We start from the raw sequence: 20,975 nt of genomic DNA on the forward strand, positions 1-20,975 counted from the left end.
TGCTATAACCTCTTTCGTTAGCTAATCGGTTACTTCTGATTGATGACGGCTTCGACGATGCTGTTCGGTGCTTCGTCGTATTTCGCAAACTCCATGGAGTAGCTTGCGCGGCCCTGGGTCTGTGAGCGCAGGTCGGTCGCATAACCGAACATCTCACCCAGCGGCACCAGTGCATTGATGATCTTGCCAGTGGAAGAATCATCCATGCCCTGAACGAGGCCACGACGACGGTTCAGGTCGCCCATGACGTCACCCATGAAATCTTCAGGCGTGACGACTTCGACTTTCATGAGCGGCTCAAGCAGCACTGCACCCGCTTTCGGGGCACCGGCCTTGATCGCCATGGAAGAGGCGACCTTGAACGCAGTCTCGTTGGAGTCGACGTCGTGGTAGGAACCATCGAACAGCGTGACCTTGACGTCGATCATCGGATAACCGGCGATGACACCATTCTTGAGCTGCTCAGCGGCGCCCTTCTCGACGGCCGGCACGTATTCCTTCGGAACCGCACCACCGACGATCTCGGACTCGAACTTGAAGGTCATTTCTTCGTCATCGCCCTTGTCCTCTGCAGTGAGAGGCTCAATGCGAAGCCAGACGTGACCGAACTGACCACGACCGCCGGACTGACGAACGAACTTGCCTTCCTGCTCGACCTTGGTACGGATGGTCTCACGGTAAGCCACCTGCGGCTTGCCGATGTTCGCCTCGACATTGAACTCGCGACGCATACGGTCGACGAGGATGTCCAGGTGAAGCTCACCCATACCGGAGATGATGGTCTGACCGGACTCTTCGTCGGTCTCGACGCGGAAGGACGGATCTTCCTGGGCCAGCTTGCCCAGTGCAACACCCATCTTTTCCTGGTCGGCCTTGGACTTCGGCTCGACAGCGACGGAGATGACCGGCTCAGGGAATTCCATGCGCTCAAGCACGATCTTGTGATCCGGGTCACACAGGGTGTCACCGGTGGTCACGTCTTTCAGACCGATACATGCGGCGATATCGCCAGCATAGACTTCCTTGATCTCCTCACGAGAGTTGGAGTGCATCTGGACGATACGACCGACACGCTCCTTCTTGCTCTTGACGGAGTTGAAGACGCCATCACCAGACTTCAGCACGCCCGAGTAGACGCGGATGAAGGTCAGGGTACCAACGAACGGATCGGTCGCGATCTTGAACGCCAGCGCCGCGAACGGAGCCTTGTCGTCAGCTTCGCGGGTCTCGATGGTACCGTCCTTGTCGTCAAGCTCACCTTCGATGGCCTTGACTTCAAGCGGAGACGGCATGTATTCGATGACCGCATCCAGAACCGCCTGGACACCCTTGTTCTTGAAGGCAGAACCACAGGTCACGAGGCAGATTTCGTTGGCCAGGGTACGCTGACGCAGCGCAGCCTTGACTTCTTCCTCGGACAGCTCGCCTTCTTCAAGGTACTTGTCCATCAGCTCTTCGGACGCTTCAGCAGCAGACTCGAGCATGTGTTCACGCCATTCGGCAGCTGTATCTTGCAGCTCGGCCGGAATGTCGATCAGCTCGTAGTTCATGCCGTGATTGTCTTCGTCCCAGACAATGGCCTTCATCTTGATCAGGTCGATGACGCCCTTGAACTCGTCTTCCGCACCCCAGTTGATCTGGATCGGGACGGCGTTCGCGCCCAGGCGCTTGCGCACCTGCTCGACGACCATGAAGAAGTCCGCGCCAGCGCGGTCCATCTTGTTGACGAAGATCATGCGCGGAACTTCGTAACGGTTGGCCTGACGCCAGACAGTCTCTGTCTGCGGCTGGACACCGGAAGAACCACACAGCACCACGACCGCGCCATCGAGAACACGCAGTGAACGCTCGACTTCAACAGTGAAGTCAACGTGCCCCGGAGTATCGATGATGTTGATACGGTGCTCGTCGAACTGCTTGCTCATGCCCTGCCAGAAGCAGGTGGTCGCCGCAGAGGTGATCGTGATGCCACGTTCCTGTTCCTGCTCCATCCAGTCCATGGTGGCAGCACCATCGTGGACTTCGCCGACCTTGTGAGACAGGCCGGTATAGAACAGGACGCGCTCGGTAGTGGTAGTCTTACCGGCGTCGACGTGGGCACAGATACCGATGTTGCGGTAACGCTTAAGTGGAGTCTTGCGTGCCACGGTGAGTATCCCCGTTGTTTAGAAGCGGTAGTGGGAGAAGGCCTTGTTGGCTTCTGCCATGCGGTGCACGTCTTCACGCTTCTTCACAGCAGAACCCTTGCCTTCAGCGGCATCCAGGATCTCGCCAGAGAGGCGCTGCACCATGGTCTTTTCGCCGCGCTTGCGCGCAGCGTCCACCAGCCAACGCATGGCCAGTGCCTGACGACGGGAAGGACGAACTTCAACCGGCACCTGGTAGGTTGCACCACCAACACGACGGGACTTCACTTCGACCATCGGCTGGATGGCTTCCAGCGCCTTGTCGAAGAGGTCCAGCGGCTCGTCATTGGAGCGTTCGGCAACACGATCGAGAGCACCGTAAACGATGCGCTCAGCTGCAGACTTCTTGCCGCTGATCATCAGGTGGTTCATGAACTTGGCCAGGCGCTCGCTTCCGAACTTCGGATCCGGCAGGATTTCGCGCTTAGCTGCTACACGTCTTCTAGGCATGATAAGCCCTCAGTAGAAGGGTCCTTCAGGTAAACCCGGGACGCCTCGCGTTGGACGCGACGCCCGACCTTACTCTTATCAGACCGATATTAAACTTTGAATTACGCCTTCGGACGCTTGGCGCCGTACTTGGAACGGCCCTGCTTACGGTTCTGCACGCCAGAGGTATCCAGTGCACCACGAACGGTATGGTAACGGACACCCGGCAAATCCTTCACACGACCGCCACGGATCAGAACAACAGAGTGTTCCTGAAGGTTGTGACCTTCACCGCCGATGTATGAAGTGACTTCGAAGCCGTTGGTCAGGCGAACACGGCAAACCTTACGGAGTGCGGAGTTCGGCTTCTTCGGGGTAGTAGTGTATACACGGGTACACACGCCACGCTTCTGCGGACATGCCTGCAGCGCAGGGACGTCGCTCTTGGACGCCTGACGCTTGCGCGGCTTGCGCACGAGCTGGTTAACGGTTGCCATTTGCTTGCTCCAATGGGTTGTACTGCCTTCCAACAACAGGGCAGGATGCACCTGCCCTACTGTTAAAGGCTGCATATTCTAGGGCTTGGGCCACAAGGGCGTCAACCCCGCCGTCAGAGACGGCGGGGTGCAAGACCTCAGAGGTCGTCGTCGTCCGCGTCGAGGGCAGTGAGCTGAGCGCCCAATTCCTGCTCGACGTCCTGTGCCGACGGGGCCGGTGCGAGCGGCAGGCCATCGCGACGGCGGCGACGCTCGTCGTGATAGGCCAGGCCAGTACCCGCCGGAATCAGGCGACCGACCACGACATTCTCCTTCAGACCACGGAGATAATCGCGCTTGCCGGTGACAGATGCCTCGGTCAGAACTCGCGTGGTTTCCTGGAAGGACGCCGCGGAGATGAACGATTCAGTTGCCAGGCTCGCCTTGGTGATACCGAGCAGGATGCGATCGAACTTGGCCGGGAACTTGCCGTCGGCCTCGAGACGCATGTTTTCTTCGACGACGCGGGCGTATTCCACCTGGTCGCCTGTGATGAAGGTGGAATCGCCAGAATCGGTGATCTCGACCTTGCGCAGCATCTGACGCACGATGACTTCGATGTGCTTGTCGTTGATGCCGACACCCTGGAGGCGATAGACCTCCTGGACTTCGGTGGTGATGTACTTGGTCATTTCCGCGACGCCGAGCAGACGCAGGATATCGTGCGGGTTGCTCGGGCCATCGGAGATGACTTCACCCTTCTCGACCGTTTCACCTTCGAAGACGCTGATCTGGCGCCATTTCGGGATCAACAGCTCGAACGGATCACCTTCCACCGGCGTGATGGTCAGACGACGCTTGCCTTTGGTTTCCTTGCCGAAGGTCACGGTGCCGGAGATCTCGGCCAGGATGGCCGGCTCTTTCGGACGACGTGCTTCGAACAGGTCGGCAACACGCGGCAGACCACCGGTGATGTCCTTGTTACCGGACGCTTCCATCGGGATGCGTGCGATGACGTCACCCACGCCGACGGCCGCGCCATTCTCGGCGGACACCACGGCATTGCCCGGCAGTAGGTACTGGACCGGCGTGTTGGAGCCCGGCAGTGTCACGTGCTTGCCGCTACCGTCTACCAACATGATCATCGGACGCTTGTCACGGGCCGCGGACGGACGTGAAGCACTTTCGATGACCTCGATGGAGGACAGACCGGTCATTTCGTCAGTGGTACGGTTGATGGTCTGGCCATCTTCCATGTCCGTGAACTGCACCTGACCCGCGACTTCCGCGACGATCGGGTGAGTGTGCGGATCCCACTTGGCGACGGACTGACCAGAGGCCACCGGATCGCCGTCACGCACGGACAGCTCAGCACCGTACGGGAGCTTGTAGAATTCGCGCTCACGGCCGTGGTCATCCGCCACTGCCAGTGCGCTGGAACGCGAGACGACAATCAGCTTGCCATCGGCACGTTCGACCGACTTGATGTTGTGCAGACGCACGCTGCCGCCATGCTTGACCTGGACACTGTCCACGGCGGAGGCACGCGAAGCGGCACCACCGATGTGGAAGGTACGCATGGTCAGCTGGGTACCCGGCTCACCGATGGACTGTGCCGCGATGACACCGATGGCTTCACCGACGTTGACCTGATGGCCACGCGCCAGGTCACGACCGTAACAGGCCGAGCAGACACCGTGCACGGTTTCACAACCGATGGTGGTACGCACGATGATCTCATCGACGCCCATGGTATCGAGCTGTGCACACCAGGCTTCGTCGAGCAGCGTGCCGCGTGCGATCAGGACCTCATCAGAGACCGGATCGATCACGTCCTGCGCCACGACACGACCCAGCACGCGCTGGGACAGCGGGACGATGATGTCGCCGCCTTCGATGACCGGGTGCAGAATCAGACCTTCCTGAGTGCCGCAATCCGCTTCGGTGATGACCAGATCCTGGGCAACATCGACCAGACGACGGGTCAGGTAACCGGAGTTGGCGGTCTTCAGTGCCGTATCCGCCAGACCCTTACGGGCACCGTGCGTGGAGATGAAGTACTGGAGTACGTTCAGACCTTCACGGAAGTTGGCGGTGATCGGCGTCTCGATGATCGAGCCATCCGGCTTGGCCATCAGGCCACGCATACCAGCCAGCTGACGAATCTGTGCGGCGGAACCACGCGCACCGGAGTCGGCCATGATGAAGACGCTGTTGAAGGAGTCCTGCTCCATCGGCTTGCCGTCTTCGTCATTGACCACTTCGCCTTTCCAGTTGACGACGGTCTCTTTCGAGATACCTGCCATCATCTCCTTGGCGACACGGTCGTTGGCACGCGCCCAGATATCGATGACCTTGTTGTACTTCTCGCCCGCGGTCACGAGACCGGAGGAGAACTGGTCTTCGATCTCTTTCACTTCGTCTTCGGCCGCGTCGATGATGACCTTCTTCGCGTCCGGGATGACGAAGTCGTTGACGCCGATGGAGGCGCCGGACCAGGTCGCGAGACGGAAGCCGGTGTACATCAGCTGGTCAGCGAAGATGACGGTGTCCTTCAGACCGACACGACGGTACGCCTCGTTGATCAGACCGGAGATGGCTTTCTTCTTCATCACCTGGTTGATCAGCTCGAACGGCATGCCCTTCGGCAGAATGCGGAACAGCAGTGCGCGACCGATGGTGGTGTCGTGCAGGGACGTCTTCTCGTACAGCTCGCCGGACTCTTCGTCCTTGAGCGTCTCGGTCAGACGGACCTTGACCATCGCGTGCAGGTGAGCGCTGTGCGTACCGAAGGCACGCTCGACTTCACCCAGGTTCGCGAAGGCCATGCCCTCACCCTTGGCACCGATCTTCTCGCGGGTCATGTAGTACAGACCCAGCACGACGTCCTGGGACGGCACGATGATCGGCTCGCCGTTGGCCGGCGACAGCACGTTGTTGGTCGACATCATCAACGCACGCGCTTCCAGCTGGGCTTCCAGCGTCAGCGGTACGTGGACAGCCATCTGGTCACCATCAAAGTCGGCGTTGTACGCAGCGCAGACCAGCGGGTGCAGTTGGATGGCCTTGCCTTCGATCAGCAGCGGCTCGAACGCCTGGATACCCAGACGGTGCAGAGTCGGGGCACGGTTCAGCAGCACCGGGTGCTCGCGGATGACGTCGGCGAGGAAATCCCAGACTTCCGGGGCTTCGCGCTCGACCATCTTCTTGGCGGCCTTGATGGTGCTGGCGTGACCGGAGGCCTGCAGCTTGGCGTAGATGAACGGCTTGAACAGCTCAAGCGCCATCTTCTTCGGCAGACCACACTGGTGCAGACGCAGGGTCGGGCCGACGGTGATGACGGAACGACCGGAATAGTCGACGCGCTTGCCCAGCAGGTTCTGACGGAAACGACCCTGCTTGCCCTTGATCATGTCGGCCAGCGACTTCAGCGGACGCTTGTTGGAACCGGTGATGGCGCGACCGCGACGACCGTTGTCGAGCAGAGCATCCACGGATTCCTGCAGCATGCGCTTCTCGTTGCGCACGATGATGTCCGGCGCATTGAGGTCGAGCAGACGCTTGAGGCGGTTGTTGCGGTTGATCACACGACGATACAGATCGTTCAGATCCGAGGTCGCGAAGCGGCCGCCGTCCAGCGGCACCAGCGGACGCAGGTCCGGCGGCAGCACTGGCAGCACTTCCATGATCATCCAGCCCGGCTTGTTGCCGGAATAGTAGAAGGCTTCCAGCAGCTTGAGGCGCTTGGACAGCTTCTTGATCTTGGTCTCGGAGTTGGTCTGCGGAATCTCTTCACGCAGGCGCTCGACCTCTTCTTCCAGCTCGATGTCCTCGAGCAGCGCCTTGATGGCTTCGGCACCCATGCGGGCGTCGAAATCATCACCGAATTCTTCTAGCGCTTCGAAGTACTGCTCATCGTTGAGCAGATGACCCTTCTCGAGGGTCGTCATGCCCGGGTCGATGACCACGAAGCTTTCGAAGTACAGCACGCGCTCGATATCACGCAGAGTCATGTCGAGCAGCATGCCGATACGGGACGGCAGGGACTTCAGGAACCAGATATGCGCGACCGGGCTCGCCAGTTCGATGTGAGCCATACGCTCACGACGCACTGCCGCCTTGGTCACTTCAACGCCACACTTCTCACAGATGATGCCGCGATGCTTCATCCGCTTGTACTTGCCACACAGGCACTCGTAGTCCTTCACCGGGCCAAAGATCTTGGCACAGAAAAGACCATCACGTTCCGGCTTGAATGTCCGGTAGTTGATGGTTTCAGGCTTCTTCACTTCACCAAAAGACCACGAGCGAATCATGTCCGGAGACGCCAGGGTAATCTTGATGGCGTCGAATTCTTCGGACTGCGCCTGCGATTTGAGAACTTTCACCAAATCTTTCATGGGTCGCTCCGTTGCGGAGTTGTCATGGGCAAAGCCTGGCTGCTGACACCAGGCTTTGCGGACCGTCAATACTTGTGGCTTTTCGGCGTCAGCCTTCCAGCTCCATGTCGATACCCAGCGAGCGGATTTCCTTCACCAGCACGTTGAAGGATTCGGGCATGCCCGCCTGCATGGTGTGATCGCCATCTACGATGCTCTTGTACATCTTGGTACGGCCTTCCACGTCATCGGACTTGACCGTGAGCATCTCCTGGAGGGTGTAGGCAGCGCCGTACGCCTCGAGGGCCCAGACCTCCATCTCACCGAAGCGCTGACCACCAAACTGCGCCTTACCACCCAGCGGCTGCTGCGTGACAAGGGAGTAGGAGCCGGTCGAACGCGCATGCATCTTGTCATCCACCAGGTGGTTGAGCTTGAGCATGTACATGTAACCGACGGTCACCTTGCGATCGAACTTCTCGCCGGTGCGGCCATCGTAGAGGTCCATCTGTCCGGAATCAGGGATACCGGCCAGCGTGAGCAACTGCTTGATCTCGTGTTCCTTGGCGCCATCGAAGACCGGCGTTGCCATCGGCACGCCCTTCTTCAGGTTGTGCGCCATGGTGATGATTTCATCATCGCTGAGCACGGAGAGGTCTTCCTGGCGACCGCCGACGGTGTTGTACACCTTGTCGAGGAATTCGCGGATCTGCTTGACCTGCTCGGCACGCTCTTCGCGCAGCATGTGCTCGATCTTCACGCCCAGACCACGCGCGGCCATGCCGAGGTGGGTCTCGAGGATCTGACCGACGTTCATGCGCGACGGTACACCCAGCGGGTTCAGCACGACGTCAACCGACTCGCCATTGCCATCGAACGGCATGTCTTCGACCGGCATGATCGCGGAGATGACACCCTTGTTACCGTGACGACCGGCCATCTTGTCACCCGGCTGGATACGACGCTTCACGGCGACGTACACCTTGACGATCTTGAGCACGCCCGGTGCCAGATCATCACCCTGGGTGAGCTTGCGCTTCTTGTCTTCGAAGCGCTCGTCCATCTCGCGACGACGGATCTCGAGCTGCTCATCGGCCTGAGCCAGCAGTTCGTTGAGAGACTCGTCCTGCAGACGCAGCTTGAACCACTCCTGGCGCGGCAGTGCTTCCAGGTAGTCATCGGTCAGCACGTCGCCCTTCTTGAGCTTCGGACCACCGTTGACGGCCTGACCGACCAGGTTGCGCTGCATACGCTCGAAGGTCGCCTCTTCCGCGATGCGGTAGGTTTCCTGCAGATCCTTGCGGACCTCGGCCAGCTGCATCTGCTCGATGGAGAGCGCACGCTGATCCTTCTCGACGCCGTCACGGGTGAAGACCTGAACGTCGATGACGGTAGCCTTCATGCCGGTCGGGGCACGCAGAGAGGTGTCCTTAACGTCGGACGCCTTCTCGCCGAAGATGGCACGCAACAGCTTCTCTTCCGGCGTCAGCTGGGTCTCGCCCTTCGGCGTGACCTTGCCGACCAGGATGTCGCCCGGATTCAGCTCGGCACCGATGTAGACGACACCGGACTCATCCAGCTTGGAGAGTGCGGATTCGCCGACATTCGGGATATCGGAAGTGATTTCTTCCGGCCCGAGCTTGGTGTCACGCGCGACACAGGTCAGTTCCTGGATGTGGATGGTGGTGAAGCGATCTTCCTGCACCACACGCTCCGAGAACAGGATGGAATCCTCGAAGTTGAAGCCGTTCCAGGGCATGAACGCCAGACGCATATTCTGACCCAGGGCCAGATCACCCATGTCGACGGACGGGCCGTCGGCCAGGATGTCGCCGATGGCGACTTCGTCGCCAGGACGCACGATCGGGCGCTGGTTCTGACAGGTATTCTGGTTCGAGCGTACGTACTTGGTCAGGTTGTAGATATCAACGCCGGCCTCACCGCCGATGATCTCTTCTTCCCGCACACGTACGACGATGCGCTTGGCATCGACGGAATCGATGACACCGCCACGACGTGCCACGGCGCAGACGCCGGAGTCACGCGCCACGAAGCGCTCCATGCCGGTACCGACCAGCGGCTTGTCAGCCTTAAGAGTCGGAACGGCCTGACGCTGCATGTTCGCACCCATCAAGGCGCGGTTGGCATCATCGTGCTCGAGGAACGGGATCAGTGCGGCAGCGACAGAGACGACCTGACGCGGAGACACGTCCATCATGGTGACCTTTTCCGGCGCCATGAAGGTGGTCTCGCCACGGTGACGAACCTGAACCAGGTCGTCGACCAGACGGCCGTTCTCGTCGACGGTCGCGGAGGCCTGGGCGATGATGAAATCGCCTTCCTCGATCGCGGACAGATCGACGACATCGTCGGTGACCTGACAATCCACGACCTTGCGGTACGGCGTCTCGAGGAAGCCATAGCTGTTGGTCTTGGAGTAGGTCGCCAGCGAGTTGATCAGACCGATGTTCGGGCCTTCCGGCGTTTCGATCGGGCACAGACGGCCGTAGTGCGTGGCGTGAACGTCACGAACTTCGAAGCCGGCGCGCTCACGGGTCAGACCACCCGGGCCAAGCGCGGAGACACGGCGCTTGTGCGTCACTTCGGACAGCGGGTTGTTCTGATCCATGAACTGGGAGAGCTGGCTGGAACCGAAGAATTCCTTCACCGCCGCCGCAACCGGCTTGGCGTTGATGAGATCCTGCGGCATCAGGCCTTCGCTCTCGGCCATGGACAGACGCTCCTTGACCGCACGCTCGACGCGGACCAGGCCGACACGGAACTGGTTTTCCGCCATTTCGCCCACAGAGCGAATACGACGGTTGCCCAGGTGGTCGATGTCATCGACATCGCCATTGCCGTTACGGATGCTGATCAGCTCCTTCATGACGGTCAGGATATCGTCCTGATCGAGCACGCCGCTGCCGGTATCGCTTTCGCGACGCAGGCGACGGTTGAACTTCATGCGGCCCACGCCCGACAGATCGTAGCGGTCTTCGCTGAAGAACAGGTTCTGGAACAGTGACTCTGCTGCATCCTTGGTGGGCGGCTCGCCCGGACGCATCATGCGGTAGATCTCGACCAATGCCTCGAGCTGGTTACGCGTGGTATCCAGTTTCAGGGTATCGGACACGAACGGACCGCAATCCAGGTCGTTGGTATAGATGACTTCGAACTGGGTGATCTTGGCCTGAGCCATCTTCTCCAGCAGTTCCGGAGTGATCTCGCTGTTGCTTTCGCAGACCAGCTCACCAGTGGCCGGATCGATCTGATCCTTGGCCAGCACCTTGCCGTACAGGTAGTCCATCGGCACTTCGAGACGCTCGAGGCCGGAGGCTTCCATCTGACGGACGTGCTTCTGTGTAATACGACGACCTTCCTCCACGATCACGCTACCGTCGGCATCCTTGATGTCGAAGGCGGCGGTCTCGCCACGCAGACGTGCCGGCACCAGCTCAACGGAGAAGCCGCTGCGCTCGATGTGGTACATCGTGGTGTCGAAGAATGTACCGAGAATCTCTTCGCTGGTCATGCCCATGGCACGCAGCAGAACGGAAGCCGGCAGCTTGCGACGACGGTCGATACGGACGTAGACGTTGTCCTTCGGATCAAACTCGAAGTCCAACCAGGAACCGCGGTAAGGAATCACACGTGCGGAGTACAGCAGCTTGCCGGACGAGTGGCTCTTGCCCTTGTCGTGGTCGAAGAACACACCCGGCGAGCGGTGCAGCTGTGACACGATGACACGTTCGGTACCATTGATGACGAAGGTACCGTTCTCTGTCATCAGGGGGATTTCCCCCATGTAGACTTCCTGCTCCTTGATGTCCTTGATCGCCTTGTTCGACGATTCCTTGTCATAGATCATCAGGCGCACTTTCACGCGCAGCGGTGCAGAGTAAGTGACTCCGCGCAGCTGACATTCCTTGACGTCGAACGCCGGCGTACCGAAGCGGTAGCTGACATACTCGAGCGCTGCGTTGCCAGAGAAGCTGGCAATCGGGAACACGGACTTGAAGGCAGCGTGAAGGCCGACTTCCAGGCGCTGTTCTGGCGCCCTGTCCTGCTGGAGAAAGTCGTGGTAGGAATCAAGCTGGATGGCCAGCAGGTAAGGCACATCCATCACTTGGGGCAGTTTGCCAAAATCCTTGCGGATGCGTTTTTTCTCAGTGTATGAGTAAGCCATCTGTATTCCCCAGCTTGTTCACCTTGGGTGACCGATGCGTGGTCGGCTCATACCTGATGGCGCGGCGATGTCCATCAGGCGCGGACGGCAAGCCTCCCTTGCGGGCTGGCTCGCCGTCATAATTCGTCTTGCAACAGAAAAAGGCTGGTGGCGGAGTCCGCCACCAGCCAGGAAGCTTACGCAGCGTGCGCAGCCTGGAACACGAGTTACTTGAGTTCCACGGACGCGCCTGCTTCTTCCAGCTTCTTCTTAGCTGCTTCTGCGTCTTCCTTGCTCACGCCTTCTTTCAGGGTGGCCGGAGCGCCGTCAACAGCTGCCTTGGCTTCTTTCAGGCCCAGGCCAGTCAGTTCACGAACAGCCTTGATGACGTTGACTTTCTTGTCACCAGCAGCAGTCAGAACGATGTCGAACTCGGTCTGTTCTTCAGCGGCTTCACCAGCAGCGGCCGGGCCAGCGACGACGGCGGCAGCGGCGGAAACGCCGAACTTCTCTTCCATTGCTTCGATCAGCTCAGCCACTTCCATGACGGTCATGTCAGCGACGGCGTTGATGATGTCTTCTTTGGTCAGTGCCATTTTAGCAATCCTAAACTTTGCGGAGCAAAGATGCTCGGTCAAACGGAAATCGATTCAGGCTGCACGAGACAGCCAGGAGGTCAAAGCGCTGCTTACGCGGCGGCTTCGGCTTCCTTCTGATCGCGCAGTGCTGCGATAGTACGGACCAGCTTGCCTGCAGAAGCTTCCTTCATGACAGACAGCAGCTTGGACAGTGCTTCATCGCGGGTCGGCAGAGATGCCAGACGGTCGATATTCGCCGCCGGGATGAACTCGCCTTCGTAGGCCAATGCCTTGACTTCGAACGCCTCGACCTTCTTGGCAAATTCCTTGAACAGACGAGCGCCAGCGCCCGGGTGTTCCATGGAAAATGCAAGCAGAGTCGGGCCGACGAAGGACTCGTTCAGCACCTCATAAGAGGTACCGGACAGCGCACGACGAGCCAGAGTGTTGCGAACAACACGCAGCTGGACGCCCGCTTCGCGGCACTGTTTGCGCAATTCGGTCATTGCACCAACAGTTACACCACGAGAGTCGGCAGCGACTACGGAGAGAGCACCCTTGGCGGTTTCGCTGACCTCAGCAACAATTGCCTTCTTGTCTTCGAGACCTAAAGCCACGGTGTTGACTCCATTTCGTGCCGGGGAACGAATTCCCCAGTGGTTTACCATCTCTCTCACCAGAACTGCGCGGGAGAGTCTTGGAGGATGGCTGCCACCAGCAGGGCTGGGACACCATCTGCGCAGGCTACGCGCAATGCAAGCATCGCGGCGCGATTAAGCCGGCCCCGTCACCGAGGTGACAAGGCCAGCGCCTGCGGTCTTTGACGGCGCCCCGCGGCTGAGCACGGGGACCGCAAAGTGAAACATTCTGAGACTGCCTTACGCGTACTTGGCGTGATCGACAGTCAGACCCGGGCCCATGGTGCTGGACAGGGTGATCTTCTTCAGGTAGATACCCTTGGAAGTGCTCGGCTTCAGCTTCTTGACTTCGGCCACCAGGGCGTCAATGTTACCCTGAATGGAGTCAGCACTGAAGTCGATCTTGCCGATACCGGCGTGAATGATGCCGTTCTTGTCAGTACGGAAACGCACCTGACCAGCCTTGGCATTCTTCACGGCAGTCGCGACGTCAGGCGTCACGGTACCGACTTTCGGGTTCGGCATCAGGCCGCGCGGACCGAGGATCTGGCCCAGCTGACCGACAACGCGCATGGCATCCGGAGAAGCGATGACGACGTCGAAGTCCATCACGCCTTTCTTGACCTGTTCTGCCAGGTCGTCCATGCCGATCACGTCTGCACCGGCTTCCTTCGCTGCTTCAGCGTTGGCGCCCTGGGTGAAGACAGCGACGCGCACTTCGTTACCGGTGCCATTCGGCATCACGGTAGCGCCGCGAACGACCTGATCGGATTTACGCGGGTCAACACCCAGGTTCAGAGAGACTTCGATGGTCTCCTTGAACTTGACGGTGGACAGCTCGGACAGCAGAGCAACAGCTTCTTCGACGCTGTAGACCTTGCCGGATTCAACTTTCGCGTTGATCGCCTGGGCGCGCTTTGAAATCTTGGCCATGATCAAAGACCCTCCACGTTCAGGCCCATGCTACGGGCAGTACCGGCGATGGTGCGAACAGCAGCGTCCAGATTGGAAGCTGTCAGATCCGGTTCCTTGGTGGTCGCGATCTCTTCGAGCTGAGCGCGAGTCACGGTACCGACCTTCTTCTTGTTCGGCTCGCCAGAACCGGACTTCAGACCAGCCGCTTTCAGCAGCAGGACGGCCGCAGGCGGCGTCTTGGTGACGAAAGTGAAGCTACGGTCGGAGTAGACAGTGATGACCACGGGAGTCGGGAGACCCGGCTCGACGTTCTGGGTAGCGGCGTTGAACGCTTTACAGAACTCCATGATGTTGACACCGTGCTGACCGAGGGCAGGACCCACGGGCGGGCTCGGGTTAGCTTTACCGGCTGCAACCTGCAGCTTGATGTAAGCCTGTACTTTCTTGGCCATGATAGGACTCCAGTATGGGTGGTAGCGCCTTGCGGCTCCCCGTAAAACCGGGCCGCCTCAGGCGACCCGTCGTGTTGCCGTGATGCTCGTATTCAAACAGGTGAGATGATGATCCTGAGATCAGTCCTTCTCGACCTGGGAGAACTCGAGCTCCACCGGCGTAGCACGCCCGAAGATCAGTACGCTGACCTGCAGACGGCTCTTTTCGTAATTCACTTCTTCGACTACGCCATTGAAGTCCGCGAACGGACCATCAGTGACACGCACCGTTTCACCCGGCTCGAAGAGAGTCTTCGGACGCGGCTTGTCGGTGCCATCCTGAACGCGACGCAGCATGGCGTCGGCTTCTTTCTGGGTAATCGCTGCCGGCTTCTCCGGGGTTCCGCCAATGAAACCCATGACGCGCGGGGTTTCATTCACCAGGTGCCAGGACTGATCATTCATGTCCATCTCGACCAGCACGTAGCCCGGGTAGAACTTGCGCTCGCTCTTGCGGCGCTTGCCGTCACGCATTTCGACGATTTCTTCGACCGGCACGAGAATCTCACCGAAGTGATCTTCCATGGCGTAAAGCTTCACACGCTCGTTGAGCGAACGCATGACCTGCTTTTCGAAACCGGAATAGGCGTGTATGACATACCAACGCTTGGACATGGAAACTCCGTTAACTGACGATGCCGGACATCAGCCAGCCGAGGGTGGTATCGATGAGCCATAGCAACAGGCCCACGATAAGCACGGCACCCAGCACGATGGCAGTTGTCTGGACAGTTTCCTGTCGGGTCGGCCAAACGACGCGCTGGATCTCGCGGCGCGCACTACTTGCCAGCTCGACAACATCACGGCCTTTGTTGGTCGTGATCGCCAGAGCAGCCGCTGCAACACCAAGCACGACGACGCCAAGCACGCGATAAAGCAGCGCTTGGTCAGCAAAATAGGCGTTGCCAGCAACAGCCAGCACAAGAAGAATGACAACGACCGACCACTTGAACCCGTCGTGGCGCGCTTCCTGCACCTCGGCGTTCTGTTTCATCAAAGAGACTCCTCAAGGGTGCAGCGATCGCTAGAATCGAGAATCGGTAAGAAGTCGAATACCATCCTGGGGAAGGATGGCAGGCCAGGAGGGAATCGAACCCCCAACCTGCGGTTTTGGAGACCGCTGCTCTGCCAATTGAGCTACTGGCCTGTAACACTTGCGTGTTCCAGAGACTAAAAACAAGGCTGAATGAACAGCGGGCGCCATCATAGCTGAGACAACCCAAACTGACAAGCCTTATCTTTGACCGCGACCTGGGAGGTCGTCGGAAACGAAAAAGACGAGCCAAACTGCGACTCGCCTTTCCGTTGTATGGAGCTCGTGGGCGGATTTGAACCGCCGACCTCACCCTTACCAAGGGTGTGCTCTACCCCTGAGCTACACGAGCAAAACCTTTGCGCAATCTCGACTGGCGAGATGAACTGGAGCGGGCAGCGGGAATCGAACCCGCGTCATCAGCTTGGAAGGCTGAGGTTCTACCATTAAACTATGCCCGCTTTCCAACTCTTGCTGCCCTGATGCACGCGGCATCATAAGCGAATCTGGTGGTGGGGGAAGGATTCGAACCTTCGAAGCTTTCGCGGCAGATTTACAGTCTGCTCCCTTTGGCCACTCGGGAACCCCACCATCTGTGACGACGAATCTTACGCCGCTTGGGATACGCTGTCAAGTGCTTGATTTCATTCTACTTCAAGCGCTTGAGGGAATGTATCGCCTCAGAACGGGACGTAGTATGTCAAAGCATCTGGGTGAGCGCAAGCCCTGAGCGAAGTTTTTCTAGATCAGGCACTCGCGGCTGGTCGGGCGCACCTGACAGGCGCCCTGCCCGCTCGGCAGCGGTCAATGGATACAGCGCCTCCAGGCCGGCATACACCATGTCTGGCCACAGCGCATGCGGCACCCGCAGACCGCGCGCCACCACCCGCGCGTCACCGCCGGTCAGCAGTAGCGGCAAGGCTACCCCTTCACGATCGCAGACCTCGGCATAGAGACGATTGACCGCACTGACGGCCGCCATGTAGATGCCGTGATTGACGGCCTCTACCGTATTGCGACCCGGCGCGAGCAGCGTATCCACCTCGGTATCCGGGTCGATGGCCACATTGCGCGTACCCAGCTTGAGGCTTTCCTTCATCAGACGCAGCCCCGGGAGAATATAGCCCCCCAGATGCTTGCCACCCGGCAGCACGAAATCCACCGTGATCGCGCTACCGCAATCGACGCTGCAACAGCCCCCGGTGAGATGATGGCCGGCGAGTGCGCCCAACCAGCGATCGACGCCCAGGCGTTGCGGCTCTTCATAGCCGCAGGTAACGCCCAGCGCCTCCCGCGTCGAGTGTGCGACATGCACGACGCCGACCTGCTTGCGCAGCAACTCCACCGTCTCATCCAGCACCTGCTTGCGCGCCACACTGGAGATACGCACGGCCGTGACGACATCCAGGTCAGGAATGTCCGCGCCCGGCCGCCACTCCTCTCGCGTCCAGACGGCGCCGCGCGAGCGGATCTCGCTGGAAACGGTGTCCTTTAGACGCCATTTTGACAAGGTGTTGCCGATATCAAGATCCAGAATCATGAGACGGCGCGCAGACTGATCTCGCCACCGGCGAGAGTGATGGTTTCGCCATTCATGCGCACCTCGAGATTTCCATTGATATCGACACCTTCTGCCACGGCCTCTTCTCGTCTGTCTCCGCGCAAAATCACCACATCACGCCCCTTGAAGGCATTGCGCTCATTCCAGCGCGCCTGCCATCCGGCAAAGCCCTGCGACTCGAACTCGGGCAACAGTGCCAGCAATGACTCCATCAGACGCGCGGCATAGCGATTGCGTGAAGCACCGGGAATGATGTCACGTACCGCAGCCACCGGTTGAGTGATCGCCTCGCGTCGGGAGGCCGGCAACTCGATGTTCATGCCGATTCCGATGACGACATCACAGGGACCGGACACATCCCCCGTCACCTCGACCAGGATGCCGGCGATCTTGGGTTGATCCTTCTGTATCTGAAGCAGGACATCGTTGGGCCACTTGAGGCGCGCGGGCAGGCCATCGGCCTCGAGCACCTCCGCCACCGCCACGCCGATCGCCAGACTCAGGCCTTCAAGCGATGCGGCCCCTGATTCGAAGCGCCAGCCAAGCGAGAAGACCAGGCTGCGCCCCCAGGGAGTCTCCCACTCACGCCCACGACGGCCACGCCCAGCCGATTGCACCTCCGCCAGACAGACCTCGGCATGGCCGGCTCCCTGACGAAAGCGCTCGCGGATGAAGGTATTGGTCGAGTCCACCGACTCCTCGACGAACAGGCGCGTCAGGTGTTTGCGAGTCTCGCGTGGCAGTGCCTCGATGATCTGTTGACCATCGAGCAACTCGATGGGGTTGGCCAGTCGATAGCCAAGCCCCTTGATGGCTTCCAGCGGAATGTCGAGCGCCTCAAGTTTCTTGAGCTGCTTCCAGACCGCCGTACGCGACACCCCGAGCTCTTCGCCCAGGGCCTCTCCGGAGTGGTAGCCACCATCTCCAAGCAGACGAATGAGATCACGGATGGTCATGCGGAGGCCTGTCCCTGTGCAAAAGCGCACATTCTATCGGATTCATGGGCTTGCGAGCCAAGAACAACGACCAAAGATAACGCTCTTTTCGTCAATTCCGCTCCCCGGCACGCATTCCCGCCCCCGCCAGGCGATTGAACAAGGCGGAAAGCAGCATCAGGACACTGCCCAGTCCCAGCCATGAACCTACTCGCCACAGCCCCTCAAGGGTGGCGGTATCCCATACCCCCACCTTGATCACGGTGAGGATCAGAATGCCCTGTCCGATACGCTGCCAGTGTTGCTGCCCCACCTTGGCACCACTCACGACCAGCGCCGCCGCGACGACCAGCATCAGCACACTGTAAGCATATAGCTCCGCCTGCTCGATGCCCTGCCATAGCCCCAGCTCAGCGCCATGCCAGCAGTGACGCAAGTTGAGCGCCAACCACAATCCGGCTGACAACAGACCGAGCACTTCGCTCAGCCCGCGCATTCGTGAGCGTGACGCGGCACTTCCCGCATCCGATGCGCGTCTGGATGTCATGCGCCAGAGCATAGCGGCCCCGAGTGCAGGCAGGCCGTATGCCGGCAGAAGCCAATTGACCAGCGGCCAGCTCCCGACATCCCCCGGGTGCCAGAGCGGATTGAAGATGCCCAGCACGCCGGCACTCCAGAAAATCACGGCCGCTCCACCGACCACTAGTGCCAGCACGCGATAGAGCTGCGTCCCTGCCCGCGCCTCAGCGTCGCCTCCACGAGCACGCCAGGCATAGCTTGCCGCCACCCCGGCCAGCGCCAACACCTGCAGGGAAAGCTCCGCCAGGGTGAGGCTGCCCTCGAAGGGCTTTCCACCGGTCAACACATAACGGATTTCCATCACCACCGTCGCGACGGCAAGCTGGACAACGGCACCTTCCAGCCAGCGCTGTGTCCGCGGGCGGTGGCGCATGCCGAGACTGGTCATGGCAACACAGGCCAATACCGGCAGCAGTATCTGCAGTGGCCAGTGCGCGATATCGGCATAGTCGTCATGCGCCATGCCATACATCAAGCGAGCCACGACACCCCACGCCAGCAAGCGTGACAGCTCAGCAAACACGGAGCGCGCCGCGGTATGCCCCTCGCGATACCAACGCCATTCACAAGCGGTCAAAGCCAACAGCTGCAGCGCCAGCGCCAGGGTCAGCGATGGCCCCTCCAGCACTGCCACCAAAGCAAGGAATATCCCGGCCTGCGCCGGCAGCCACAGTCCTGCGGCAAGCTGAGCGCCTTCACGCGCCTGGAAGCGCATGGCACCTGCCCAGCACACCAGCCCCCAGATCAATGGCGGCAGCCCTGTATTGATCAGCCTCCCTGCATCGCTCGCCCATGGCATGACGTCCTGCCAGAGCACCAGGGCCCACGCCAGCAGCGGCACCATGGTCGCCAATGCCCACCAACAGGCTGCAAGCGGCCCCTCTGCTCCTTCACCCGCTTCATGACGTGGTCGCCAACTCGCCAGCGACAACAGGCCGGCACTCAGTATCAGCGGGCTGATCATCGCGCTGCTCGACAGCGATGCCGTCAGGGCAAGCCCCCACACCAGCAACCAGAGTCCGTTGCCAACAACCACCATCGACCACAGCACCGCATGGCGGCGACTTGACCAGGCAATCACCAGCATCGGCATGAGACTAGCCAGCCACCCCTGTTGCCACTGGGACACACCGGAGCCGGCCATATCAGAAGGCGCCACCAATGAGTCAAAGGAGACGCCATGCACAAGACTGCCCAGCCAGGGCAGCCAGAGTCCCAGCACGACGCTCACTGAGACAAGGCCTCCGGCGAGCCAGTGCCGACGCAGCTCAAGATATGCGCGCCAGGGCAACCAGGTCGCAAGTGAGGTCTTCGCCTGTCGCTCATCCTTTTCTGCGGCGCCCGTGGATGGCTTCCACACCCGCTCCGACAGATACCCCAACGCCAGCACGGCCAGCCAGACACCACCCACCCAGGGCAACAGCTCCACCAGCAGTGTCGTGCCAGAGGTGATACCGAAGGGCATCAACAGCAACCACCAGGCGAGCGCTCCCACCAGACCGCCCCAATACAGCCAGCTCACCGCGACCTGGCGGTACAGCACACGACACGCTGCCGCGATCACACCCGCATGCCCCAGCAACAGCAAGGTCGAGGCTTCCTGCCACTGCTGGTGAATGGGCAGCGCCAAGGGCAGAGTATATCCGCCCAACATGCCCAATGCTGCCAGCCACGGCCCATGATGCCGCGCACGCTCCAGCATCCACAGGCTCAAGGCTGCCAGCAGTACGAAGGTGACCGGCATGGACACCAGCGAAAGCAGAAAGTGACCAGCCAGCAGGCTCGCCGCGAGCACCAGACTGCCGGCACCGCTGACGGCGCCGGTCAAACTCGATGACTGGGACGTACGCAGTCTCAGCCACTCGGCCAATACCGTCATGCTCAGGCCGAACCCGAGACCCAGCGCCAGCCGTACCCCCGACCCCAGCAAGCCCTGCTCAAGGGAATACCCGACGAGCAGGATGCCTGCCATCACCAGAGACAAGGCACCCACAAGAATCATCCAGTGTTCCTGAAGGACCGTCAGCAGACGTGACATGCCCCCCGGCAGCACCTCTGATGCCTTTCTTGCAGGGTCTGCGCCCTGCCCCTTCTCGCCTGAACGACTGGAGGCAGCGCCATGCAACAAGCGCTGAAGTAGCCGGTAGGACAGTGAGTGGCCGCCACTGGATGATGCAGTGGTCCGCGAGTCGCTGATCGATGGCGTTGCACCGGATGCTGCCAGCCCCTCCCGGGGCGGCACTTCGGTAGACGATTTGTCCACACCCCCTTCTTGCAAGGGAGTGTGCATAACCGGAGCGCCATGAGCAGGAAGCTCGCGAGCAAGCCTGGCCTCCATATCGCGCAGTCGCTGCTCCAGCGCCTTGATGCGCAGCATGCTGAGCCACCCCATCAAGGAACCGCCCAGTACCAGCAACGCCATCATGACGCCCACCAACATCAGCTCATCCATCGCCCAGCCCGTCATCGAAGAGTCGTGCTCAGAGACTACGGCATTTTGCCTGGCACCTCATGCTGTCAGTCTCTCAGCACCGTATTTGCACATTGAACGCAAAAAGCCCGACTCCTGGGGGAGCCGGGCTTTCTTTTCCTGCGCACAAAGAGAACCGC

14 protein-coding genes and 4 tRNA genes are annotated in these 20,975 nt (G+C 60.1%); all 18 read right to left on the reverse strand.

Features of this window, described 5'->3' with window-relative positions; translation table 11 throughout:
* Window positions 1-29: 29 nt before the first annotated feature.
* Window positions 30-2,147, reverse strand: coding sequence for an elongation factor G (gene fusA / locus HA399_RS16585; RefSeq protein ID WP_043334876.1), 2,118 nt, complete (start codon window positions 2,145-2,147; stop codon window positions 30-32).
* Between the two features lie 18 nt (window positions 2,148-2,165).
* Window positions 2,166-2,636 carry a 30S ribosomal protein S7 gene (gene rpsG / locus HA399_RS16590; protein WP_043334878.1) on the reverse strand — a complete coding sequence of 157 codons (471 nt, stop codon included), beginning with the start codon at window positions 2,634-2,636 and terminating at the stop codon, window positions 2,166-2,168.
* Between the two features lie 101 nt (window positions 2,637-2,737).
* Window positions 2,738-3,112 carry a 30S ribosomal protein S12 gene (rpsL, locus tag HA399_RS16595; RefSeq protein ID WP_043334880.1) on the reverse strand — a complete coding sequence of 125 codons (375 nt, stop codon included), beginning with the start codon at window positions 3,110-3,112 and terminating at the stop codon, window positions 2,738-2,740.
* A 137-nt stretch (window positions 3,113-3,249) separates the two neighbouring features.
* Window positions 3,250-7,491 carry a DNA-directed RNA polymerase subunit beta' gene (gene rpoC / locus HA399_RS16600; RefSeq protein ID WP_043334882.1) on the reverse strand — a complete coding sequence of 1,414 codons (4,242 nt, stop codon included), beginning with the start codon at window positions 7,489-7,491 and terminating at the stop codon, window positions 3,250-3,252.
* An 88-nt stretch (window positions 7,492-7,579) separates the two neighbouring features.
* Window positions 7,580-11,656 carry a DNA-directed RNA polymerase subunit beta gene (gene rpoB, locus HA399_RS16605; protein WP_043334884.1) on the reverse strand — a complete coding sequence of 1,359 codons (4,077 nt, stop codon included), beginning with the start codon at window positions 11,654-11,656 and terminating at the stop codon, window positions 7,580-7,582.
* Between the two features lie 206 nt (window positions 11,657-11,862).
* Window positions 11,863-12,231: a 50S ribosomal protein L7/L12 gene (gene rplL, locus HA399_RS16610; RefSeq protein WP_166020047.1), complete on the reverse strand. Its 369-nt coding sequence runs from the start codon at window positions 12,229-12,231 to the stop codon at window positions 11,863-11,865.
* Between the two features lie 92 nt (window positions 12,232-12,323).
* Window positions 12,324-12,830, reverse strand: coding sequence for a 50S ribosomal protein L10 (gene rplJ, locus HA399_RS16615; protein ID WP_043334888.1), 507 nt, complete (start codon window positions 12,828-12,830; stop codon window positions 12,324-12,326).
* A gap of 261 nt (window positions 12,831-13,091) precedes the next feature.
* The gene (rplA, locus tag HA399_RS16620; protein WP_054556897.1) at window positions 13,092-13,784 is read right to left on the reverse strand and encodes a 50S ribosomal protein L1; all 693 of its coding nucleotides are present in this window, start codon (window positions 13,782-13,784) and stop codon (window positions 13,092-13,094) included.
* 2 nt (window positions 13,785-13,786) lie between these two features.
* The gene (gene rplK, locus HA399_RS16625) at window positions 13,787-14,218 is read right to left on the reverse strand and encodes a 50S ribosomal protein L11 (RefSeq protein ID WP_043334893.1); all 432 of its coding nucleotides are present in this window, start codon (window positions 14,216-14,218) and stop codon (window positions 13,787-13,789) included.
* Between the two features lie 120 nt (window positions 14,219-14,338).
* Window positions 14,339-14,872, reverse strand: a complete 534-nt coding sequence (gene nusG, locus HA399_RS16630) for a transcription termination/antitermination protein NusG (RefSeq protein ID WP_043334895.1) — start codon at window positions 14,870-14,872, stop codon at window positions 14,339-14,341.
* Window positions 14,873-14,882: 10 nt separating this feature from the next.
* Window positions 14,883-15,251, reverse strand: a complete 369-nt coding sequence (gene secE, locus HA399_RS16635; RefSeq protein ID WP_043334897.1) for a preprotein translocase subunit SecE — start codon at window positions 15,249-15,251, stop codon at window positions 14,883-14,885.
* A 77-nt stretch (window positions 15,252-15,328) separates the two neighbouring features.
* Window positions 15,329-15,404, reverse strand: a tRNA-Trp gene (locus tag HA399_RS16640).
* 163 nt (window positions 15,405-15,567) lie between these two features.
* Window positions 15,568-15,642, reverse strand: a tRNA-Thr gene (locus HA399_RS16645).
* A gap of 35 nt (window positions 15,643-15,677) precedes the next feature.
* Window positions 15,678-15,751, reverse strand: a tRNA-Gly gene (locus tag HA399_RS16650).
* A 46-nt stretch (window positions 15,752-15,797) separates the two neighbouring features.
* Window positions 15,798-15,881 (reverse strand) — tRNA-Tyr (locus HA399_RS16655).
* A gap of 109 nt (window positions 15,882-15,990) precedes the next feature.
* Window positions 15,991-16,830 (reverse strand): type III pantothenate kinase, encoded by an 840-nt coding sequence (locus HA399_RS16660; protein WP_054556896.1) that lies wholly within the window; start codon window positions 16,828-16,830, stop codon window positions 15,991-15,993.
* Entirely contained in the window at window positions 16,827-17,807 is a 981-nt protein-coding gene (locus HA399_RS16665; protein ID WP_043334904.1) for a biotin--[acetyl-CoA-carboxylase] ligase, read from the reverse strand. The genes HA399_RS16660 and HA399_RS16665 overlap by 4 nt, the downstream gene beginning before the upstream one ends.
* Window positions 17,808-17,898: 91 nt before the next feature.
* The gene (locus HA399_RS16670; protein ID WP_404325538.1) at window positions 17,899-20,832 is read right to left on the reverse strand and encodes a DUF2339 domain-containing protein; all 2,934 of its coding nucleotides are present in this window, start codon (window positions 20,830-20,832) and stop codon (window positions 17,899-17,901) included.
* Window positions 20,833-20,975 lie beyond the last annotated feature (143 nt).

The organism is Cobetia sp. UIB-001, from assembly GCF_044789135.1.
Taxonomy (GTDB): domain Bacteria; phylum Pseudomonadota; class Gammaproteobacteria; order Pseudomonadales; family Halomonadaceae; genus Cobetia; species Cobetia amphilecti.